The organism is Lacisediminihabitans sp. H27-G8 (assembly GCF_046156175.1).
Taxonomy (GTDB): Bacteria; Actinomycetota; Actinomycetes; order Actinomycetales; family Microbacteriaceae; genus Lacisediminihabitans.
Map to the genome: position 1 here is coordinate 682,442 of NZ_JAYLVL010000003.1, position 14,962 is coordinate 697,403.

At 66.7% G+C, this 14,962-nt stretch carries 16 protein-coding genes; 1 reads left to right on the forward strand and 15 read right to left on the reverse strand.

All coding sequences use genetic code 11. From position 1 onward, the window contains the following. Positions 1-177: 177 nt before the first annotated feature. From pheT to infC, 10 genes are all read right to left on the reverse strand, one after another. The gene (pheT, locus tag VLI63_RS12535; RefSeq protein WP_409157161.1) at positions 178-2,670 is read right to left on the reverse strand and encodes a phenylalanine--tRNA ligase subunit beta; all 2,493 of its coding nucleotides are present in this window, start codon (positions 2,668-2,670) and stop codon (positions 178-180) included. Then, entirely contained in the window at positions 2,670-3,725 is a 1,056-nt protein-coding gene (gene pheS, locus VLI63_RS12540) for a phenylalanine--tRNA ligase subunit alpha (protein ID WP_409157162.1), read from the reverse strand. The genes pheT and pheS overlap by 1 nt, the downstream gene beginning before the upstream one ends. Positions 3,726-3,768: 43 nt before the next feature. Beyond that, positions 3,769-4,602, reverse strand: coding sequence for an amino acid ABC transporter permease (locus VLI63_RS12545; RefSeq protein ID WP_409157163.1), 834 nt, complete (start codon positions 4,600-4,602; stop codon positions 3,769-3,771). Then, entirely contained in the window at positions 4,584-5,231 is a 648-nt protein-coding gene (locus tag VLI63_RS12550; protein WP_409157164.1) for an amino acid ABC transporter permease, read from the reverse strand. Before VLI63_RS12550 ends, VLI63_RS12545 begins: the two co-directional genes overlap by 19 nt. Before the next feature lie 78 nt (positions 5,232-5,309). Then, positions 5,310-6,158, reverse strand: a complete 849-nt coding sequence (locus VLI63_RS12555; protein ID WP_409157165.1) for a glutamate ABC transporter substrate-binding protein — start codon at positions 6,156-6,158, stop codon at positions 5,310-5,312. A gap of 54 nt (positions 6,159-6,212) precedes the next feature. Further along, positions 6,213-7,001 carry an amino acid ABC transporter ATP-binding protein gene (locus tag VLI63_RS12560; RefSeq protein ID WP_185201496.1) on the reverse strand — a complete coding sequence of 263 codons (789 nt, stop codon included), beginning with the start codon at positions 6,999-7,001 and terminating at the stop codon, positions 6,213-6,215. Between the two features lie 109 nt (positions 7,002-7,110). Continuing rightward, positions 7,111-7,917 (reverse strand): TrmH family RNA methyltransferase, encoded by an 807-nt coding sequence (locus VLI63_RS12565; protein WP_409157166.1) that lies wholly within the window; start codon positions 7,915-7,917, stop codon positions 7,111-7,113. A gap of 168 nt (positions 7,918-8,085) precedes the next feature. Continuing rightward, a complete protein-coding gene (gene rplT / locus VLI63_RS12570; RefSeq protein WP_185201498.1) occupies positions 8,086-8,472 on the reverse strand; it encodes a 50S ribosomal protein L20 in 387 nt (128 codons plus the stop codon). Positions 8,473-8,503: 31 nt separating this feature from the next. Further along, complete coding sequence (gene rpmI / locus VLI63_RS12575; RefSeq protein WP_185201499.1) at positions 8,504-8,698, reverse strand: 50S ribosomal protein L35; 195 nt, start codon at positions 8,696-8,698, stop codon at positions 8,504-8,506. Positions 8,699-8,728: 30 nt separating this feature from the next. Beyond that, positions 8,729-9,793, reverse strand: a complete 1,065-nt coding sequence (infC, locus tag VLI63_RS12580) for a translation initiation factor IF-3 (protein ID WP_409157167.1) — start codon at positions 9,791-9,793, stop codon at positions 8,729-8,731. A 247-nt stretch (positions 9,794-10,040) separates the two neighbouring features. Here infC and VLI63_RS12585 point away from each other — a divergent pair, with 247 nt between their 5' ends. Beyond that, positions 10,041-10,403, forward strand: coding sequence for a DUF1844 domain-containing protein (locus VLI63_RS12585; RefSeq protein WP_409157168.1), 363 nt, complete (start codon positions 10,041-10,043; stop codon positions 10,401-10,403). Positions 10,404-10,509: 106 nt separating this feature from the next. Here VLI63_RS12585 and VLI63_RS12590 read toward each other — a convergent pair whose 3' ends face one another. Genes VLI63_RS12590 through VLI63_RS12610 form a run of 5 tightly spaced genes read right to left on the reverse strand, consistent with a single transcriptional unit; the run spans position 10,510 to position 14,947 of the window. Next, positions 10,510-10,707, reverse strand: coding sequence for a hypothetical protein (locus VLI63_RS12590; RefSeq protein ID WP_185201501.1), 198 nt, complete (start codon positions 10,705-10,707; stop codon positions 10,510-10,512). Between the two features lie 11 nt (positions 10,708-10,718). Beyond that, positions 10,719-11,846: a bifunctional 2-methylcitrate synthase/citrate synthase gene (locus VLI63_RS12595; RefSeq protein WP_409157169.1), complete on the reverse strand. Its 1,128-nt coding sequence runs from the start codon at positions 11,844-11,846 to the stop codon at positions 10,719-10,721. Between the two features lie 10 nt (positions 11,847-11,856). Further along, positions 11,857-12,753: a methylisocitrate lyase gene (gene prpB, locus VLI63_RS12600; protein ID WP_409157170.1), complete on the reverse strand. Its 897-nt coding sequence runs from the start codon at positions 12,751-12,753 to the stop codon at positions 11,857-11,859. Next, the gene (locus VLI63_RS12605; RefSeq protein WP_409157171.1) at positions 12,753-14,255 is read right to left on the reverse strand and encodes an MmgE/PrpD family protein; all 1,503 of its coding nucleotides are present in this window, start codon (positions 14,253-14,255) and stop codon (positions 12,753-12,755) included. Before VLI63_RS12605 ends, prpB begins: the two co-directional genes overlap by 1 nt. Continuing rightward, positions 14,252-14,947 carry a GntR family transcriptional regulator gene (locus VLI63_RS12610; protein ID WP_409157172.1) on the reverse strand — a complete coding sequence of 232 codons (696 nt, stop codon included), beginning with the start codon at positions 14,945-14,947 and terminating at the stop codon, positions 14,252-14,254. The genes VLI63_RS12605 and VLI63_RS12610 overlap by 4 nt, the downstream gene beginning before the upstream one ends. Positions 14,948-14,962 lie beyond the last annotated feature (15 nt).

The window sequence follows — 14,962 nt, forward strand, 5'->3', positions numbered from 1 at the left end:
CGGATCATGATGCCGGATTCGGCAGTCGATCAGACGGAGAGCGTCGCCTGCAGTCGCTGTCCGCGACGGTCCGAGCGCAGGCGGAGACCGCGGCGCACGGACGTGCGGCGTTCGGTCGAACCGGTGAGGCGAAGGATGTCCACCGTTCGAGCCTAGCGGACATCCACCGGCCTCCCACTACTCGCGGATGCTCGCGCCGAATCTCTCGGCGGCGAGGGCGGCTCCGGCGAGCTTGGCCTCGGTGGCCTCCGGCGCCGTGAGAGTGCGGTCCGCGGCCCGGAAACGCAGGGCGAACGTGAGTGACTTCGATCCCTCGGGGATGCCCTGCCCACGGTAGTCGTCCACGAGGTGGGCGACCTCCAGCAACGGCCCCGCGCCTTCGACGATCGCCGAGAGGACCTCGCCCGCCGGCACCTCCGCACCGATCACGAGCGAGAGGTCCTGGGTCGCCGCAGGGTAGGCGGCGATCGTGCTTGGCGAGACCTCGGCGGCGGCCAGTTCGATGAGCAGGCCGAGTTCGAGCTCGAGCACCGCGGTGACCCGGGGAAGGTCGAGTTCGTCGGCGAGGGCCGGCAAGAGCTCGCCGGCGAATCCGACTCTGCGATCGCCGAAGAACAGCTCCGCGGTGCGCCCCGGGTGCAGGGAGTGGTGCGAGCCCTTGGCGATCGAGACCGTTGCACCGAGCGCCTGGCCGACCTGGCGGGCCGTGTCGAGCGCATCCGCGATGCCATGCGGAATCGCGGGCTGGCCGGGCTGCTTAGAGACGGCAGCGCCGGTGAACAGTGCCGCGACGCGAAGGGGCTGCGGCGGGATGCTGCCGAGCAGGTCTGCGAGCTCCGCGCTCGTCGGGCGGATGATTCCGGAGGGCAGGTCACCGCTTCCGTACCGCACACCGGCCTCCGGTCGGAACACCGATCCGATCTCGTAGAGCGCGAGGTCGACGAGTCCGCGGGAGAGGTTGCGGCGGGCGATCTCGATGAGCCCGGGAAGGAGGGAGGTGCGAAGGAACGGCGCCTCGCCATCCAGCGGGTTCGCCAGACGGATGGCGGGAACCACTCCAGCGACGGATGCGCCGAAGGTGTCGTTGGCGCGCTTCGACACGAAGGGATAGGAGAGCACCTCGGTGGCACCCGCGGAGGCGAGCAACTGCGCGGCGGATCGTCGGAGACGCTGCTCGCGCGTGAGCCCGCGCCCCGGAGGAGCCGTGGGGAGCACCGCAGGAATACGGTCGTAGCCCACGATGCGAGCCACTTCCTCGGCGAGTGTCGCCTTGTCGGTGAGATCGGGGCGCCAGCTCGGAGGGGTCACCGACAGCGCGTGGTCGATCGGCTCGATCGATCCTCCGATGTCCGTGAGCGAACGCAGGATCTCGACATCCGAGTAGTCGGCGCCGACCAGACCGGCGATGTAGCCGTCCGGCAGCACGATCGGCTCGCGCGGGGCGACGTCGAACAGGCGGGATCCGACGGGATCGGCGGTTCCGTCGGCAAGCTGCACGAGCAGTTCCACGACGCGGGCCGCCGCGGCATCCGCCACCTCGGGGTCGACACCGCGCTCGAAGCGACGCGAGGCCTCGCTCGGGAGCTTGTGACGGCGCGCAGAGCGGGCGATCGAGACGGGGTCGAAGTTCGCCGCCTCCACGAGCACGTTCTCGGTGGTCGCGCCGATCTCGGTGCTGGCTCCGCCCATGACCCCGGCGAGCCCGATGGGCCCGGAGTCGTCGGTGATGAGAAGGTCTTGGGGATGCAGCGTGCGCACCTGGCCGTCGAGGGTCTCGAGCTTTTCGCCCGGCTGTGCGCGTCGCACGACGAGGCCGCCTCTGAGCGCGTCGAGGTCGTAGCCGTGGATCGGCTGGCCGAGTTCGAGCATCACGTAGTTGGTGATGTCGACCACCAGCGAGATCGAGCGGATGCCGGCGAGGGCCAGCCTGGCGATCATCCACGGCGGCGTGGGGCGACCGGCGTCGATGCCGTGCACCGTGCGGGTGACGAAGACGGAGGCGCCGATGCGGCCGCGGATCGGCGCGCGGTCGTCGATAGTCACGTCGAACCCGGTGGTCGTCTCTGGAGTCACGGCGAGGGCGGGGTCGCGGAAGGCGGCACCGGTGGCGTGCGCGTACTCGCGGGCGACGCCGCGGATGGAGAAGGCGTAGCCACGGTCGGGGGTGACGTTGATCTCGACCGCCCAGTCGTCGAGGCCGAGCAGTGCCGTGGCATCCGCCCCCACCTCCGGATCGAGGCCGAGCGAGGCGAGGCGCAGGATGCCATCGTGCTCCTCACCGAGACCGAGCTCGCGCGCCGAGGCGATCATGCCGTCGGAGACGTGCCCGTAGGTCTTGCGAGCCGCGATGGGGAACGGGCCCGGCAGGATCGCCCCGGGCAGGGAGACGACGACCTTGTCACCGACGATGAAGTTGTGGGCGCCGCAGACGATTCCTCGGGGTTCGGCCTCTCCCACATCCACCTGACACCAGTTGATCGTCTTGCCGTTGGACTGCGGCTCTGGCGTGAACTCGAGCACCTTGCCGACGACGATCGGCCCGCTGAGGCCGAAGTCGTGGATGGTCTCTTCTTCGAAGCCGACGCTCACGAGTGCGGCGTGAACTTGCTCCGGGGTGACGTCGAGCGGGACGTCGACGAACTCCCGCAGCCACGAGATCGGGACGCGCATCAGACCACCATTCCGAACTGCTGCGAGAAGCGGATGTCGCCCTCGACCATGTCGCGCATGTCGTTGAGATCGTTGCGGAACTGCAGGGTGCGCTCGATCCCCATGCCGAAGGCGAAGCCCTGGTATTCGTCGGGATCGATACCCGCGGCGCGCAGCACGTTGCGGTTCACCATGCCGCAGCCGCCCCATTCCACCCAGCGGGCGCCGCCCTTGGCGTTCGGCTGCCAGACATCCATCTCGGCGCTCGGCTCGGTGAACGGGAAGTAGTTGGGGCGCAGGCGGATCTTCGCCTCGTCGCCGAACATGATGCGGGCGAAGTGCTCGAGCGTTCCGCGCAGGTGCGCCATCGTGAGCCCCTTGTCGATGGCGATGCCCTCCACCTGGTGGAACACCGGGGTGTGGGTCGCGTCGAGCTCGTCGGTGCGGAACACCTTGCCGGGCGAGATCACGTAGACGGGGAGTTCCCGCGTGAGCAGCGAGCGGATCTGAACCGGGCTGGTCTGGGTGCGCAGCACGAGGTGCGAATCGACCGGATCGACGAAGAAGGTGTCCTGCATGGCGCGCGCGGGGTGGTCCTCGTCGAAGTTGAGCGCGTCGAAGTTGAACCACTCGTTCTCGAGCTCCGGCCCCTCGGCCACCTCCCAGCCCATGCCGACGAAGACATCGGCGATGTACTCCTGAAGCAGGTTGAGCGGATGACGCGCGCCCGGTGTCCAGCGAGACGCCACGGCCGTGACATCCACTGCCTCCGCCGCGAGGCGCGCGGTCTCTTCGGCGGCGAAGAGCTCGGACTCCCGCGCGGCGAAGGCCTGGTTCGCGCGACCGCGGGCCTGGCCGACGAGCTTTCCGAAGGCGGCCTTGTCGGCGGGTGCGACATCCCGCAACGTGGCGTTGAGCTTCGCGAGCGGTGACGCTTCACCGAGGTGCTCGGTCTTGACCCGCTTGAGGCTTGCGACATCCGTGGCTTCGCCGATGGCGGTGAGAGCCGCATCGAGAGCGGCGCCGACAGTGGATTCGGAGATCGACAGAGGCGGCGGCGTAGTGGGGTCTGACACGGGTCCCAAGCTTAATGCCAATGTGCCGAGGCGTCGGTCGGAGCTAGCGGGAGACCCGTTTGCGCGCGAGACGGCGGGCGAACGCCGAGAGCGAGAGGTTGATCGCGAGGTAGATGACCAACGTCACTATGAAGAGCGAGAGGAGGTAGCGGTTGCCGTAGAAGCTCGACATGCTGTTCATCGTCGTGCGGATCAGTTCGTTGTATCCCACGATGTAGCCGAGGCTCGTGTCCTTGAGAAGGACCACCAGTTGTGCCACGATCACGGGCAACATCTGCCGGAACGCCTGGGGGAATTCGATCATGGTCTTGGTCTGAAGGCGAGTGAGACCGAGGCTCAGGCCAGCCTCGCGCTGGCCCCGAGGCAGCGAGGCGAGGCCGGCCCGCAAGATCTCGCCGATGATCGCTCCGTTGTAGAGGGCGAGACCGAGCACCACCGCCCAGAACGCGCCGAACGAGCTCGCCAACAGAATGAAGAGCATCAGCAGGAGCACCGGCATGCCGCGGAAGAACTCGAGCACGACGGTGGCGGGCACCCGCACCCACGAGAAGACCGAGGTTCGCAGGGTGGCGAAGCCGACGCCGATGACGAGCGCCAGCGCCGCGGCCACGGCGGCGGCGCGGAGGGTCGCGAGCGCACCGAGGCCGATGTCCCGCCAGACCCGCGGATCCAGGAAGATGTCCCAGCGACTCGAATCGAACGAACCGGGGAGCGTGATGCCGGAGGACTGGCGCGGCGCGGCGAGCGTCAGCACGGCCCAGAGCAGTACCCCCGCGACGATGACGATCGCGACTATCGAGAAGATCAGCGAACGGCGGCGGGCCTTCGGGCCGGGAGAGTCGAACAAGACCGAGGAGCTCAGCGGGCCACCACCCATCTCTTTTCCAGTCGTGACGAGAGGATCCCGAGCGGGATGGTGATCACCAGGTAGAAGAAGGCGACGCCGAGCAGGATCGGGACTATCGAGTTGCCGTTCCCGTTGGCGAGCGCCTTGCCCACCGTGAAGAGTTCCGCCACGAAGAATCCACCGGCGACGGAGGTGTTCTTGGCAAGGGCGACCAGCACGTTGACCAGGGGCGGGATCACCATGCGGAAGGCCTGGGGAAGGATGATGAGCGTGAGCGCCTGGCCGAAACCCATCCCGAGGCTGCGTGCCGCCTCCGCCTGTCCGATGGGTACGCCGTTGACGCCGGATCGGAGTGCCTCGGCGACGAAGGGTGCGGTATAGAGAGTGAGGCCCACCAACGCCGCCGGGAAATACGGGATCCGGGGGGTGATCTGGGGAAGAACGAACGCGAAGAACAGCAGAACGAGCGTGAGGGGCGTGTTACGAAGAATCTCCGTGTAGGCGGCCGCCGCCCCACGAAGACCCGCGACCGGAGAGATGCGCATCGCCGCAACGATGGTGCCGAGGATGATCGCAGAGACGCCGGCGATGACGAACAGTGACAGCGTGACGCCGAATCCCTGCAGGTACAACGGCAGGTTGTCGATCACCGCATTCATGGATCGTTCCCGTCGAGAGTCGTGGATCGGGGTGGTGTCCGCCGCGGCGGCCCACCACCCCGATGGGTGAGGAGTCGGTTACAGCGAGTAGTCGTCTACCGCGGGAGGAGCGACATAGGGCAGAACCTTGCCGGCGGTGTCTTCCCACGCCTTCTTGTAGCTTCCGTCCTTGTATGCCTTGGTGAGCACATCGTTGATGAAGGTACGGAAGTCACTGTCGTCGTGCTTGAGACCGATTCCGTAGGGCTCCTCTGTGAAGGGCTTGCCGGCGATCTTGAACTCCCCCTCGTTCTGGGCCGCGAGGCCAGCGAGGATCACGTTGTCAGTGCTGACCGCGACCACCGCACCCGAACGAAGCGGCTCGAGGCAGTTGGAGTACGTGTCGGTGAGCAGCGGCTTGGCGCCGATCTCGGCGAGCTTCGCGGCCGGGGTGGAGCCGGTCACCGAGCACACCGGCTGCCCGACCAGGTCTTTCTCGGACTTGATCGACTTGTTGTCGGCCTTCACCAGGATGGACTGGCCCGCCGAGTAGTACGGTCCGGCGAAGGAGACGACCTCTTTGCGCTTGTCGTTGATCGTGTAGGTAGCGATCACCAGATCGACCTGCCCGGATTCGATGAATGGCTCGCGGTTGGCGGAGACGGTCTCGGTGAAGGTGATGTCGGAGGCCTTGATGCCCAGGCTGGCCGCGATGAGCTTGCCGATCTCGACGTCGAAACCGACGGGACCGTCCGGGCCTTTGAGCCCGAACAGCGGCTGGTCGAACTTGGTGCCGATGGTGATCTTGCCGGCCTCTGACAGCTTTGCCATCGTGCTGCCGGCGGCGAAGCTGGCGACGGGCTTGGGGTCTGCGGCCGGCTCGTCAGTGCCGGCACATCCGGCCAGGATCAGCATGGATGCTGCGGCTAGTCCGATGACGGACAACATTCTCTTCTTCATGGATTCGTACCTCTCTCGTGCTGTGATGGGGTGCGGGTGGGTCTAGTGATCGAGGATCTTCGACAGGAAGTCCTGGGCGCGCGCGGTCTGGGGATTCGTGAAGAACTGCTCCGGTGTGGCTTCTTCTTCGATCCGGCCGGCGGCCATGAAGAGAACGCGGTCCGCGGCCTTGCGGGCGAAGCCCATCTCGTGGGTGACGACGACCATGGTCATGCCGTCCTTTGCGAGGCCGACCATCACGTCGAGCACCTCGTTGATCATCTCGGGGTCGAGCGCGCTCGTCGGCTCATCCATCAGGATGAGCTTCGGCGTCATGGCCAGCGACCGGGCGATGGCCACGCGTTGCTGCTGGCCGCCGGAGAGCTGAGCGGGCATCTTGCCGGCCTGGTCGGCGATCCCCACCCTGTCGAGCATCTCCATGCCGCGCTTGTCAGCATCGGTCTTGGAGAGCTTGCGCACCTTGATCGGCGCGAGGGTCACGTTCTCGAGGATCGTCTTGTGGGCGAAGAGGTTGAAGGACTGGAACACCATGCCGACATCGGCCCGAAGCTGCGCGAGCTCGGACCCCTCTTCCGGAAGGAGTTCACCGTCGATGGTGATGGTGCCGCTGTCGATGGTCTCCAGCCGGTTTATCGCCCGGCACAGGGTCGACTTGCCCGATCCGCTCGGTCCGATCACGACGACGACTTCACCGCGGTTGACCACGGTGTTGATGTCGTTGAGCACGTGGAGGTCACCGAAGTGCTTGTTCACTCCGTCGAGAATCACCAGGGGTTCTCCTCGAACCACGCTGATGTTCGAGGTCGGGGGCTCGCTTGCGCTTGTCTCCATGTCCCCCAATATAGGGGAGACGAGACGCTCCACTCTCATCGATGCTCAAAGGGTTGCCTGATCGTTAGCGTGCGACCGAGCGCGCCGACACGGCGACTTGCCTGCTGAGCTACTGCCCGCTTCTCTGCGCGAAGGCACTCTCGTAGAGGCAGACCGAGGCGGCGGTAGCGAGGTTCATCGATTCGGCGTGGCCGTAGATGGGCACGGCGATCGCCCGGTCCGCGAGCGCGAAATGCTCATCCGACAGGCCGCGGGCCTCGTTGCCGAAGAGCCACGCCGTGGGTGAGTCGAGCACGCCGTCGACCCGGGCGGCCAGGAGGTCCTCCCCCTTGATGTCGGCCGCCAACACGGTGAGCCCTGCCTGCTGCACCTTGAGAAGGACTGCCTCGAGCTCCACGCCGACCGCAACGGGCAAGTGGAAGATCGAGCCCGTCGATGCGCGCACGACCTTGGGATTGTAGAGGTCGACGCTCCGGCCGGTGAGGATGACCGCATCCGCTCCCGCGGCATCCGCGGCCCGGATGATCGTGCCGGCGTTACCCGGATCGCGCACCTCTTCGAGAATCGCGATCAGCTTCGGCTCCCCCGCCAGGATGTCTTTGAGAGAGGTGGGGAACTGACGGCAGACCGCAATGATCCCCTGGGGGGTGACGGTGTCAGCCATCGTGTCGAGCACCTGCTCGGTGACGAATTCCACGTCGATGCCGGCATCCTCGGCGCGCTGGGCGATATCGGTGTACCGGTCGAGGGCGGTCGGCGTCGCGAACAGCTCGACGACGAGCTCCGGACGGAACGTCAGCGCCTCGGCAACGGACTGGGGACCCTCGAGCAGAAACTGCCCGCTGGAGATTCTGCCCTCGCGCTTCGCGAGCTTGGCAACGCCTCTGACTCGCGGCGAACGGGGATTATCTAGCACGGGAGCAGTCTATTCTGGCGACCTGAATTACCCGTGGAGGTCGGATTCCCCGGCGCGTATATGTTGACGACCCCCCGAACAGAGCACCGTTCCGCAGAGCCGACCGGCGCGACGAAGGGCCCGGCAGCCGTGAGGCTACCGGGCCCTTCGAGACAACACGACTGCGGGCTACGCGAGCACCTTCGGAGCGGAGGTGTCGGCCGGGAGAGCGGCCTTCGCGGTGGCCACGAGCGCCGCGAACGTGGCGGGCTCGGTGACGGCGAGGTCGGCGAGGATGCGACGGTCCACGCCCACTCCGGCCAGGTTCAGGCCCTGGATGAGGCGGTTGTAGGTGAGGCCGTTCGCACGGGACGCCGCGTTGATGCGCTGGATCCACAGGCGACGGAAGTCACCCTTGCGGGCACGACGGTCACGGTACGCGTAGACGAGGGAGTGAGTGACCTGCTCCTTGGCCTTACGGTACAGACGCGAACGCTGGCCGCGGTAACCCTTGGCGCGCTCGAGGATTACCCGACGCTTCTTGTGGGCGTTGACGGCCCTCTTTACTCTTGCCATTTCCGTTTTCCTTTAGTTCTGGGGCTCGACGTTAGATGCCGAGAAGCTTCTTGATGGCCTTGACGTTCGCCGGGGCGATGACCTGGTCCTGGTTGAGGCGGCGCTTGCGCTGGCCCGACTTGGTCACCAGGTTGTGGCGCATGCCAGCCTGCTGCTTCATGATCTTTCCGCTACCGGTGACCTTGAATCGCTTCTTGGTGCCGGAGTGCGTCTTCTGCTTGGGCATATCTCTCCTTTTTGGTGCTACTCGTCGGAACTAGTCCGACGTCACATCTGCTGGTGCAGTCTTGGGCGGAACCGCGCGCGGCTTCGGCGCGTTTCCGGGGGTGGGAGCCGGGCGGGGTACCGGCTTGGAGGCCGTCGCGGGCGTGGGCTTGGAGGCCGCGGCCGGGGTGGCGGTCGCGCGCGGTGCCGGGGCGGCCTTCGCGGCGGCGGCCGGTGCAGCCTTCGCGGCCGGGGCAGCAGCAGCCGGAGCAGCCGTGGCGGGCGCAGCCTCGGTCGCGGGGGCGGCAGCCGGCGCGGCGGCGACCGGGGCTGCCTTCACGGCCGGAGCGGCCTTGGTCTCGACCGCGGGCGCCTTCTGTGCCTCGACGGGAGCCGCGGCCGGAACCTCGACAACCGGGTGAGCTGCGGCATCCGTCGCTGCCTTGACCGATTCGGGCGGCAGGGCAGGAAGCTCCGCGCTCGCCGGACGCTCGGTGCGCTCCGGCTTCGACTTCGCGATCTTGGCGTCATGCTCTGCCTTGACCTCTGCCTTGGTCTTGAGCGGCCCGATCACCATGACCATGTTGCGGCCATCGATCATCGGGGTCGACTCGACGCTGCCGAATTCCGACACGTCCTCCGCAAAACGCTGAAGGAGGCGCACACCCTGCTCGGGGCGCGACTGCTCGCGACCACGGAACAGGATCATGGCCTTCACCTTGTCGCCGCCCTGAAGGAACCCCTCGGCGCGCTTGCGCTTGGTCTCGTAGTCGTGCACATCGATCTTGAGGCGGAACCGTACCTCTTTGAGGATGGTGTTGGACTGGTTGCGCTTGGCTTCTTTCGCCTTCTGCGCTGTTTCGTACTTGAACTTGCCGAAGTCCATGATCTTGGCAACGGGAGGCTTGGAATTGGGAGCAACCTCAACCAGATCCAGGTCTGCCTCCTGGGCAAGACGAATGGCGTCTTCAATGCGCACTACACCGACCTGTTCGCCATTGGGGCCAACAAGTCGGACCTCCGGAACGCGGATTCGGTCATTGGTACGGGGATCGCTGATGCGTAACTCCTTAGTCGGTCGTGTTGGCCTGTGGATTCGGCGATGTGCCGGACTCACGACGACTGAAGAAATTCACGCGCCCTCCGCATCCGACTTTCTTCGGACACTTCGGCACGGCGACCTGACTACCCGCACCCCCGTGAGGAGGAACAGGCGGACCGCAACAACCCGGTAACCTCGTCATCAGCGATGTTTAGTAAACACATCGCTCAGCGGTCAAGCGCGGGTGGGAGAATCTCCACTTTCGTTCCGGGACCCTTGCAGGGCCCGGAGCCAGCGTTCAGTGTAACAGAGGAAACGCCCGATGAACCAGCAAGATCATTCAGAACCCGGCCACACCCACGAGAATGACGCGGCGCGGGATATCGCGGACGTTCCCGCGATCGAGGTCATCAATACGGTCGCCGTGCATCTGCTCAGTGCCGCCGCAGTGAAGTGCGGTCTGGCGGATGATCCGGACTCCCAGCTCGACCTCGATGAGGCCCGCAAGCTGATCAACGCTCTGGCCGGCCTGATCACCGCGAGCGCCCCCGATCTCGGCGACCAGCACGCCCGCGCGCTGAGGGACGGCCTGCGATCCGTGCAACTGGCGTTCCGCGAGGCATCCCCGATCCCGGATGCCCCGGGCTTCGGTGCCGGCGAGAAGTGGACCGGCGCGGTCAACTGACCCGCAAGCCAGCCGGCTCCGACCAGGCGGGGTGAGTTGCGCACTCTGGTGGCCTGCATCACGAGCGAGCCCGCACAAGAGGGCACCTCGAGTGATCGTTCCGTCGCTAGCGGGGCTCGTCGTCGAAGAGGTTCGGCGGCCCGGGCCGGTTGCGCCGATTGCGCGCGGTGACGATGAAGCCCACCACGGCCCAGGCGACCGCGACGACGAAGAACCACGGCTGCGAAGCGGCCCCCAGGAGCAGGCCGACCAGCACAACGACGAAGCCGAGGTTCAACCAGAAGTAGACCGAGGGCCGACGCACCGCGTTTGCCTCTAGTTCCGCTCCGATGCCGGCACGTGCCGCTCGTCCGGCCCGTTGTACAGGCTGAGCGGGCGGATGAGCGCGTTCGCGGCCCGCTGTTCCATGATGTGCGCGGTCCAACCGGTGATGCGGCTCGCGACGAACAGCGGGGTGAACATCTCGGTGTCGTAGCCGATGAGGTTGTACGCCGGTCCGGAGGGGTAGTCGAGGTTCGGCTTGATGTTCTTCGCCTCGCCCATCGCGGCCTCGAGGGTGTCGTAGAGCTCCGCGAGCGGCTGGGCGTCATACTCGGCGATCAGGGTGTCGAGTGCCGCCTTCATCGTGGGCACCCGCGAGTCTCCGTTCTTATAGACCCGGTGGCCGAAGCCCATGATCTTGCGCTTCTCGGCGAGGGCCGTCTCGAGCCACCCCTGAGCCTTGTCTGCGGTACCGATCTCGTCGAAGACGTGCATGACGGCCTCGTTGGCGCCCCCGTGGAGCGGCCCCTTGAGGGCTCCGATCGCACCGACGACAGCCGAATAGAGGTCGGCGAGGGTCGAGGTGATCACCCGAGCGGTGAAGGTGGAGGCATTGAAGGAGTGCTCCGCGTACAGGATCATCGAGACGTCGAACGCATTCACGACCACGAGGTCGGGCACGTCGCCGAAGGTCATGTGCAGGAAGTTGGCCGAGTAACCGAGATCGTCGCGCGGCTCGACCAGTTCCTGGCCGCGGCGGCGCCGCTGGTCGTACGAGACGATCGCGGGGAGCTTTGCCAGCAACGAGATGGACTTGGCCAGGTTCGATTCCGCACTCGCATCATCCGCGCTGGGGTCGTTGGCGCCGATCACGCTGACCGCCGTGCGCACGACATCCATCGGGTGCGCGGTGAGCGGCAGGTCGTCGATCACGCGCTTCACGTTGTCGTCGAGCGATCGCTGCGAACGCTCGAGCGTCTCGAAATCCGCCAGCTGGCGCTCATCCGGTAGTTCCCCGTGCCAGAGGAGGTAGGCCACCTCTTCGAAGGAGCAGTTCGCGGCGAGCTCCTGCACGGGATACCCGCGGTACAGCAGCGAATTGGTGTCGGGGTTCACCTTGGACACCGCGGTGTAGTCGACGACGACTCCCGCGAGACCCTTCTTGATGTCTGGATCTGCCATGTTTCTGCTCCTAGCTGAGGGTGAAGTTGAAGACGCTGGTGTCGAAGGCGTTGTACGCCTCGTAGTCGAGCAGCTCGTAGAGCCGGGCACGCGTCTGCATGTTCGGCACCTCCGAGTTGAGCGAACCTTCCCGCTTGATCGTATCGAGCCCGCGCTCCGCGGCACCCATCGCGAGACGGAGCAGACTGACCGGGTAGATCACCAGGTTGATGCCGACACCGGCGAGTTGATCGTTGGTGAACAGCTCACTCTTGCCGAACTCGGTCATGTTGGCGAGGATCGGCACATCGACCGCCGCGCGGATCGCCTCGAACTCCCCGAGGTCCTTCATGGCCTCCGGGAAGATCGCGTCGGCCCCGGCATCCACCAGCGCCTTTGCGCGATCGACTGCCACGGCCAATCCATCGATCGCCCGGATGTCGGTGCGCGCCATGATCAGCAGGTTCGGGTCGCGGCGCGCATCCACCGCGGCACGGATGCGCTTGGTGGCGGTATCCGCATCGACGACGGCCTTGCCGTCGAGGTGACCGCACCGCTTCGGGTTGACCTGGTCCTCGATGTGCAGGCCGGCGACGCCGGCATCTTCGAGCTCCTGCACCGTGCGGGCCACGTTCATCGGCTCGCCGAATCCGGTGTCCGCGTCGACGAGCGAGGGGAGGTCGGTCATGCGACTGATCTGCTTGGCGCGGTTCGCCACTTCGGTGAGGGTCGTGAGTCCGATGTCGGGCAGCCCGAGGTCGGCGGCGATGACGGCGCCGGAGATGTACACCCCGTCGAAGCCCTTGTCGTGGATGAGCTTCGCACTCAGCGGGTTGAAGGCGCCGGGCACCAGTTGGAGGCGTCCGCTCGACAGCGCAGTGCGGAACGTGGCGCGCTTCTCGGCGGGGGTCAGTGAGGAATACAGCATCAGAAGAGTCCCTTCGGGCCGGTGGCCAGCAGGCCGGGCTTCGCGGTCACGGTGAGGCCGCCGAGCTCCTCGGCGGTCAGTTCGGGCAGCCGCTGCACGAGCGCGAGGAAGCGCTCGATCTCCGCCGGCTCGAGGATGTCCGCGGCGAGCGCCCGGAATTTCGCGATGTAGTGCTCGCGAGCGAAGGGCCTGGCGCCGAGCGGGTGGGCATCCGCCACCGCGATCTCGTCGACGATCGTGGTGCCATCGGTGAGGGTGATCGCAACGCTTCCGCCGAAGGCCTTCTCGGCCGGGTCGTTGGAGTGGTAGCGGCGCGTCCACTCCGGGTCTTCCTCGGTGACCACACGGTTCCAGAGCGCGACGGTGTCGGGCCGGCCGGCCCGCTCGGGCGCGTAGGACCGCTCGTGGTGCCATTCGCCGTCCTGCAGCGCGACGGTGAAGATGTAGGGGATCGAGTGGTCGAGGGTCTCCCGGCTCGCGGTCGGGTCGTACTTCTGCGGGTCGTTCGCGCCCGATCCGATCACGTAGTGGGTGTGGTGAGAGGTGCGGATGATGACGCGCTCGATGTTGCCCGCCTCGCCGAGAGCCGGGTACTCGTTGTGCAGCTTGCGGGCGAGGTCGATCCAGGCCTGCGCCTGGTACTCGGCCGAATGCTCCTTGGTATAGGTGTCGAGGATGCCCCGCTTCGCCTCCCCGGCCTCGGGAAGGGGAACCTCGTAGTGCGCGTCCGGTCCGTCGAGCAGCCAGGCGATCACGCCGTCCTCGCCCTCGTAGATGGGGGTGGGGCTGGTCTGGCCGCGCATCGCGCGATCCACCGCTTCGACGGCCATCTTGCCGGCGAACGCAGGAGCGTAGGCCTTCCAGGTGGAGATCTCGCCCTTGCGGGACTGGCGGGTGGCTGTGGTGGTGTGCAGCGCCTGTCCGATCGACTGGAAGATCACCTCCGGCGAGAGGTGGAGCATCGTGCCGATTCCCGCCGCGGCCGACGGGCCGAGGTGGGCCACATGGTCGATCTTGTGGGCGTGCAGGCTGATCGCCTTCACCAGGTCGACCTGGATCTCATAGCCGGTGGCGATTCCGCGCACGAGGTCGGCGCCGGTGCATCCGACGTGCTGGGCGACCGCGAGGATCGGGGGGATGTTGTCGCCCGGGTGGGAGTACTCGGCCGCGAGGAAGGTGTCGTGGTAGTCGAGCTCGCGAACGGCGACGCCGTTGGCCCAGGCTGCCCACTCCGGACCGAATCGTCCGGGGATGCCGAACACCGTGGATCCGGGCTCGTACGGGTGGTCTTCGGCCTGCGCCCGGGCGGCGACGGCCGGAGCACGGGTGATGGAGGCCGTGGCTACGGCTGCGTTGTCGATCAGCCGGTTGATCACCATCTCTGTGACCTCCGGCGTGACCGCCACGGTGTCGGCGGCGACTTCGGCGATCTTCCAGGCGAGCTGGTCTTCGCGGGCGAGGTTCTCAGAACTCGGGTGGACTCTGACGGAGTGCAGTTTCACGGTGTTCCTTTCGGGGCGGGGCTGGTGGCGCCCGCTGACTGGTGGAGGTGTGCCATCTTCTGGATGTTTCGGAGGGCCTGGTGCAGGTGAACCTGCGTCGCGTGGGCGGCGAGTTCGGCATCCCGGGCGGCGATCGCCTGCACGATCAGCAGGTGCTCCGCCGCAGCGGCCGAGAGCCGTGCCGGATCATCGACGGCGAGGCGGCGCACGCGCACGAGATGGGTGCGGAGCGTGGACAGCGCCGCCGCGAGGTAGGAGTTGTCGACGGAGTCGTCGATGGCTTCATCGAGGCGGGCGACGAGGCCGTAATAGGCATGACGGGCCGGGTCATCGTGCTCGAGCAGTTCATTGACGGCGGCGAACTCGATCTCGAGTTGCTCGAATACCGCCGGGTCACCGCGCCGGGCGGCGAGACGTGCCGCCTGCTCTTCGAGCGCCTGCCGCACTTCGAAGATCTCCCGGATGCTGGCCAGCGACAGCTCGGTGACGACGAGACCGCGCCCGGACTGGGGCGACACGAGGCCATCCGCCATCAGACGGGCGAGTGCTTCGCGCAGGGGGGTGCGGGAGACTCCGAGCCTGGTGGACTGTTCGACCTCGCCGAGCACGCTTCCCGGGCGCAGCTCCCACTCCACGATCTCATCACGAAGGGTCTGGTATGCCCGGTCGCTCGCGCGCTGAGTGACTGCCATTGCTTCCCTCCGTTG

Coding starts and splice junctions, on each gene's coding strand:
- pheT (WP_409157161.1), bottom strand. CDS start 2,670: ATGCGCGTCCCGATCTCGTGGCTGCGGGAGTTCGTCGACGTCCCGCTC.
- VLI63_RS12545 (WP_409157163.1), bottom strand. CDS start 4,602: ATGGGTGGTGGCCCGCTGAGCTCCTCGGTCTTGTTCGACTCTCCCGGC.
- VLI63_RS12550 (WP_409157164.1), bottom strand. CDS start 5,231: ATGAATGCGGTGATCGACAACCTGCCGTTGTACCTGCAGGGATTCGGC.
- VLI63_RS12555 (WP_409157165.1), bottom strand. CDS start 6,158: ATGTTGTCCGTCATCGGACTAGCCGCAGCATCCATGCTGATCCTGGCC.
- VLI63_RS12560 (WP_185201496.1), bottom strand. CDS start 7,001: ATGGAGACAAGCGCAAGCGAGCCCCCGACCTCGAACATCAGCGTGGTT.
- rplT (WP_185201498.1), bottom strand. CDS start 8,472: ATGGCAAGAGTAAAGAGGGCCGTCAACGCCCACAAGAAGCGTCGGGTA.
- rpmI (WP_185201499.1), bottom strand. CDS start 8,698: ATGCCCAAGCAGAAGACGCACTCCGGCACCAAGAAGCGATTCAAGGTC.
- VLI63_RS12585 (WP_409157168.1), top strand. CDS start 10,041: ATGAACCAGCAAGATCATTCAGAACCCGGCCACACCCACGAGAATGAC.
- VLI63_RS12595 (WP_409157169.1), bottom strand. CDS start 11,846: ATGGCAGATCCAGACATCAAGAAGGGTCTCGCGGGAGTCGTCGTCGAC.
- prpB (WP_409157170.1), bottom strand. CDS start 12,753: ATGCTGTATTCCTCACTGACCCCCGCCGAGAAGCGCGCCACGTTCCGC.
- VLI63_RS12610 (WP_409157172.1), bottom strand. CDS start 14,947: ATGGCAGTCACTCAGCGCGCGAGCGACCGGGCATACCAGACCCTTCGT.